Source organism: Lysinibacillus sp. GbtcB16, from assembly GCF_019091145.1.
Classification (GTDB): Bacteria; Bacillota; Bacilli; order Bacillales_A; family Planococcaceae; genus Lysinibacillus; species Lysinibacillus fusiformis.
The window spans coordinates 1-236 of the sequence record NZ_JAGXJV010000867.1 but is presented as its reverse complement, the minus strand read 5'-3'; the positions used below and the strand labels follow the sequence as shown (position 1 = coordinate 236).

Here is a 236-nt window from a genome sequence, read left to right as displayed (position 1 = left end):
ACTTGCCCCCCTTGCTCGTGAACGATCGATTGCTGCAGTAAACCGTGGAACGCCTCCTCGGTGGAGTCCGAAATATTCGTCCAGCTTGCCTTCACGCCGCCGAAACCGATACGGGCATCCAGCTTCAGATAGGTGCGGATGCAGTCCGTGATCCGCTCGCTGATCTGCCGGATTTGAGCTAACACCCCGCTGCCGGATGCAGAGGGCTCCAGATGAAATAGAATGGCCGCATGATG

1 protein-coding gene is annotated in these 236 nt (G+C 57.6%); it reads right to left on the bottom strand.

Features of this window, described 5'->3' with window-relative positions:
* On the bottom strand, positions 1–185 hold a 185-nt coding region (locus tag KVT27_RS26145; RefSeq protein WP_217582329.1), incomplete at its 3' end, for a hypothetical protein.
* Between the last annotated feature and the right edge of the window lie 51 nt (positions 186–236).